Origin of the sequence: Tepidimonas sp. (genome assembly GCF_029335975.1) — a bacterium.
Lineage (GTDB): Bacteria > Pseudomonadota > Gammaproteobacteria > Burkholderiales > Burkholderiaceae_C > Tepidimonas.
Window position 1 is genome coordinate 1 of sequence record NZ_JARJMT020000158.1, and the last position, 4390, is coordinate 4390.

Sequence of the window (4390 nt, forward strand, 5' to 3'; positions counted from 1 at the left end):
CTGCCCCGGGTGGCGCGCAGCCAGCTCCGCAAACGTGGTCTCCACCCGTGCGCGCAGCGCCAGCAGCGACTCGCCACCCGGCGGGGCGAAGTCCGGCACGCGCGCCTTCCAGGCGCGCACGACGTCTGGGTGTTGCTGTTCCAGCTCGGCCCAGGTGCGGCCTTGCAAGACACCGAAGCAGCGCTCGCGCAGGCCGGGGTGCGTCTGCACCGCCAGCCCCAGCGCCTGCGCCAGCGGTTCGGCGGTGGCACGTGCGCGGCTGAGGTCGCTGCTGTAGACGGCCGCCAGTGGTTCGTGCCGCAGCGCAGCGGCAACGCGCTGGGCCTGCCAGTGGCCGGTCTCGTTGAGCGGGATGTCGATCTGGCCCTGAATACGCGCATCGCGGTTCCAGGCGGTCTCGCCGTGACGAATGGCTAGGATGCGGGTGACATGCATGTGGGGAGCCTTGCTCAGGGCCGATAGAACTGCCTAGAATGGTAACTCCCTCGGTCCTCCATGACCGTGACCACACCCCAGCCCACCCTTCCGTAAAGGCAGCTCCATGAGCAGTATCGCATTCCAGAAAGAAGTCGATGAGCGGACCAACCTGACCGCCTCCAACAAATTCGAGATGCTGCTGTTTCGGCTTGGCAAGGCGCCCGGGGGGGGGCAGGCGGAGTTGTTCGGCATCAACGTCTTCAAGGTGCGCGAGATCGTCGCCATGCCGGCGCTCACCGCCATGGCCGGCGCGCCGCAGCATGTGCTGGGTATGGTGAATCTGCGCGGTCAGGTCATCCCCGTGATCGATTTGCCGGCGGTCGTCGGCTGCACACCCGAGACGGGGCTCAACCTGATGCTGGTGACGGAGTTTGCTCGCTCCACCCAAGCGTTCGCGGCCGAATCGGTGGAGGACATCGTGCGGCTGGATTGGGGCAAGATCCTGCCCGCAGACCACACGGCATCGGTGGCGCGCGGGTTGGTCACGAGCATCGCGCGGCTCGACGACGGTCAAGGGGGTGTCAAGCTGGTGCAGGTGCTCGACGTGGAGTCCATCTTGCAGCGGGTCATGCCCAGCGAGGCCCTCGAAATCAAGAAGGAAGACGTCGGCACTGGGCCGCGCCTCAAACCGGGGGCGGTGGTGCTGGCGGCCGACGATTCCTTCGTCGCCCGCACCATGATCGAGCAGGAACTCAAGGTGCTTAACCTGCCCTTCATCATGACCAAGAATGGGCAGGAGGCCTGGTCCACCCTGCAAGATCTGGCCGCCGATTGCCGGGCCAAGGGTATTCCGGTCACCGACCGCGTAGCGGTGGTGCTCAGCGACCTGGAGATGCCCGAGATGGACGGCTTTACCTTGACGCGCAACATCAAGGGTGACCCGGCATTGCGGGCCATTCCGGTCATCATTCATTCGTCCTTGACCGGCGACGCCAACGAGCAGCATGTGCAGCGCACCGGCGCCGACGGCTACGTGGCCAAATTTGCCGCCAAAGAACTGGCCGAAACCCTGCGCCAGGTGTTGGCCAAGGCGGCGCAGACAAGCTGAGTCGCCGGCGGGGTGACCCCGGGCGGATCAGGGTCGGGGCGCTTCGATGACCACGCGGCGCGCTTCCGGTACGGGGTCCGGAAAGCCGTCCAGCGCCGCTTCCAACAGCGCCCGCCACAGCGCCGGCGCATCGTTCCAAGGGCCGTCCTGCGTGGCGCGGGTTTCGTACACCACCTCGCCGCTGCGGCGGTCGCGCACCGTCAAGGCCAGCTCGCGCACATAGTAAGGCGGGCGCAGCGGCCACTGCAGGCCGATGGAACTGACCACGCCGCGGCCGACGACGACCTGGCCGTACGGCATCCAGCCGGGGCGCGGCTCGGGCGCATCCCACGGCGCGTAGGGATACTTGACCGAGCGCGCGACCAGTTGCACGCCCCACGGTACGGCGCTGCCCATCGCGACGGAGGCCTCTTGAGCGCGCAGCAGTCCTTTGCTAGCCAGCACCGACTCGGCCAGCGATTCCAGGGCGTCTTGCTCGCGCGCGGTGTCACCGCTGCGCTGCGACGGCAGGCGTTCGAACAGGTAACGGTCCCCGGGGGTGGGGCGGGCGGCCGGGGCCCAGGCCGCTTGGCTGTGCACGGTGTGCTCCAGCCGCAGTGGCGTGGCGCAGCCGCCCAGCAGGGCCGCGGCCGCCAGCAGCGCCACCCGCCAACCCCATCGCCGGGCGCGTGTCACATCAACCCTCCGGCGTCAGGGCGAATACCCGGCGCTCGGGGGCCGGTGCGGCGGGCGGGGCATCGTCCTCGTCCGGCGTGGCGACAAAGGGCTGCGGCATCGGCAGTTCCTCCGCATCAAAGGCATGGTCGCCATCCGCATCCGGCCGGCCGTTGGCGCGCACCCCTACAAAGTCATACAGCTCGCGGTCCATCAGATGGCTCGGCACCACATTTTGCAACGCCTTGAGCATATTGGCTACGCGGCCGGGAAAGCGCCGGTCCCATTCGCGCAACAAATCGCCGACTTGCTTGCGCTGCAGCTGGTCTTGGCTGCCGCACAGGGTGCAGGGGATGATGGGGAACTGGCGCACCTGTGCCCAGCGGATCAGGTCCTTCTCGGGCACATAGGCCAGCGGGCGGATGACGACATGCTCGCCGTTGTCGCTGACCAGCTTGGGCGGCATGCCCTTGAGCTTGGCGCCGAAGAACATATTGAGCAGCAGCGTCTGCAGGATGTCGTCGCGGTGGTGGCCCAGCGCGATTTTGGTGGCGCCCAGTTCGCGTGCGACGCGGTAGAGGATGCCGCGGCGCAGCCGGCTGCACAGGCTGCACATCGTCTTGCCTTCGGGGATGACCTGCTTGACGATGGAGTAGGTGTCCTGCGTCTCGATGTGAAACGGGATGCCCAGGCCTTGGAGGTAGTTGGGCAGCACCTCGGCCGGAAAGCCGGGTTGCTTCTGGTCCAAATTGACCGCGATCAGCTCGAAGCGTGCCGGCGCGCGCCGCTGCAGCCGCATCAGGATGTCCAGCAGCGAATGGCTGTCCTTGCCGCCCGAGAGGCAGACCATGACGCGGTCGCCGTCCTCGATCATGCGATAGTCGTCGATGGCTTGGCCGACCAGGCGGCACAGGCGCTTTTCCAGTTTGCGGTTCTCGAACGCGACGTCCATGGGGGGAATGAGTGACGAAATCGGTGACGATTGTCCCCCAAACGGCGCGCGTGCGCTCACCACTGGCCGCATTCCATGCGGATCGCCACCTCGCAGTCGTCAAAGATCTCCAGCTTGGCGATGCGCACGCGCACCCCGATCACGCCGGGCAGTTGCATCAGCCGATGGGCCAGTTTGCCGATCAGCGTCTCCAGCAGGTTGACGTGCTCGGCGGTGCACTCATCGATGATGATCTGGCGCACCTTGCGATAGTCCAGCACCTGGCGGATGTCGTCGCCGTGGGGTTGCAGCGGCTGCCAACCTTGGTTGAGCTCGGCATCCACCTGGATTGGCTGCGAGCGCTCGCGCTCATGCGCCAGAATACCCAGGTTGGCGTGGAAGCGCAGGCCCGTGAGCGCCAGGATTTGGCGCCCGATCTTGTGTTGGGCGGCAGAGGGCGGGGGCGCGGCCATCGGTTCAGCCCATGCATGAGAAGTCGCGCTCGAAACGCCACAGATGCTGGCCGCCGTCCACCAGCAGGTGCGTGCCCGTCAGCGAACGGTTTTCCAGCGCAAAGCGCACCGTTGCTGCCACGTCCTCGGGGGTGGAGGCGCGACCGAGCGGTGCCATCCGATGGAGCCGCTCGAAGGCAGCCTCGTCCAGCATCGGGCTGGTCAGCGTCAGCCCCGGCGCCACGCCGACAACGCGCACCCACGGCGCCAGCGCCAGTGCCAGCAGTTCGGTAGCGCTGCGCAGCGCAGCTTTCGACAGGGTGTAGCTAAAGAAATCCGGGTTGGGATTCCACAACTTTTGGTCGAGCAGATTGACCACGCAGGCCGACGCACGCAGTGCCTCGCGTGACGTCTCGTCGGTACAGGCCTGCACACGCTGCATCCAATGGCGGTACAGCTGCTGCGCCAGCAGCACCGGGGCGGCCGTGTTGGGGGCCCAATGCGCGCGCAGGCTGGCCTCATTGACCGTCAGGGCGTCGTCGTATTCGAAGCGCGAGGCGGAATTGACCAGCGCGCACAACCCTGGAAAACGCCGCGTCACCCTGGGCACCAGTTCGCGGCAGGCCTGCTCGTCGGCGAGGTCGGCGGCGAACGCCTCGGCCTGCACCCCAAATTGTCGGCACGCGCACACCGTATCGGCCCCCACCGCCGCCCAACACCGCTAATTAACCGCCACAAAACAACCAGACAGCAACAGAGCCCAATAACTTATAAAAAACACCGAACCCACGATAAAGCCACACAAATCCAAATAACTAATTATCTAGA

General features: G+C 66.4%; 6 protein-coding genes. 1 reads left to right on the forward strand and 5 read right to left on the reverse strand.

Going from position 1 to position 4390, the window contains the following annotated elements; translation table 11 throughout:
- On the reverse strand, positions 1–435 hold a 435-nt coding region (locus P3W97_RS09000; protein ID WP_300845975.1), incomplete at its 3' end, for a histidine phosphatase family protein.
- Positions 436–541: 106 nt separating this feature from the next.
- Here P3W97_RS09000 and P3W97_RS09005 point away from each other — a divergent pair.
- Positions 542–1525 (forward strand): chemotaxis protein, encoded by a 984-nt coding sequence (locus P3W97_RS09005; RefSeq protein WP_300845977.1) that lies wholly within the window; start codon positions 542–544, stop codon positions 1523–1525.
- Positions 1526–1552: 27 nt separating this feature from the next.
- On the opposite strand, the gene P3W97_RS09010 is transcribed toward P3W97_RS09005, so the two are convergent.
- The 4 genes from P3W97_RS09010 to P3W97_RS09025 are packed head-to-tail and all read right to left on the reverse strand — an operon-like array spanning position 1553 to position 4268.
- Positions 1553–2200: a hypothetical protein gene (locus P3W97_RS09010; protein ID WP_300845979.1), complete on the reverse strand. Its 648-nt coding sequence runs from the start codon at positions 2198–2200 to the stop codon at positions 1553–1555.
- A gap of 1 nt (position 2201) precedes the next feature.
- Positions 2202–3131 (reverse strand): tRNA 2-thiocytidine(32) synthetase TtcA, encoded by a 930-nt coding sequence (gene ttcA, locus P3W97_RS09015; RefSeq protein ID WP_300845981.1) that lies wholly within the window; start codon positions 3129–3131, stop codon positions 2202–2204.
- Between the two features lie 56 nt (positions 3132–3187).
- Positions 3188–3583, reverse strand: coding sequence for a dihydroneopterin aldolase (locus P3W97_RS09020; RefSeq protein ID WP_300845983.1), 396 nt, complete (start codon positions 3581–3583; stop codon positions 3188–3190).
- 4 nt (positions 3584–3587) lie between these two features.
- Entirely contained in the window at positions 3588–4268 is a 681-nt protein-coding gene (locus P3W97_RS09025; RefSeq protein WP_367184613.1) for an SDR family oxidoreductase, read from the reverse strand.
- Positions 4269–4390 lie beyond the last annotated feature (122 nt).

Coding starts and splice junctions, on each gene's coding strand:
- P3W97_RS09005 (WP_300845977.1), top strand. CDS start 542: ATGAGCAGTATCGCATTCCAGAAAGAAGTCGATGAGCGGACCAACCTG.
- ttcA (WP_300845981.1), bottom strand. CDS start 3,131: ATGGACGTCGCGTTCGAGAACCGCAAACTGGAAAAGCGCCTGTGCCGC.
- P3W97_RS09020 (WP_300845983.1), bottom strand. CDS start 3,583: ATGGCCGCGCCCCCGCCCTCTGCCGCCCAACACAAGATCGGGCGCCAA.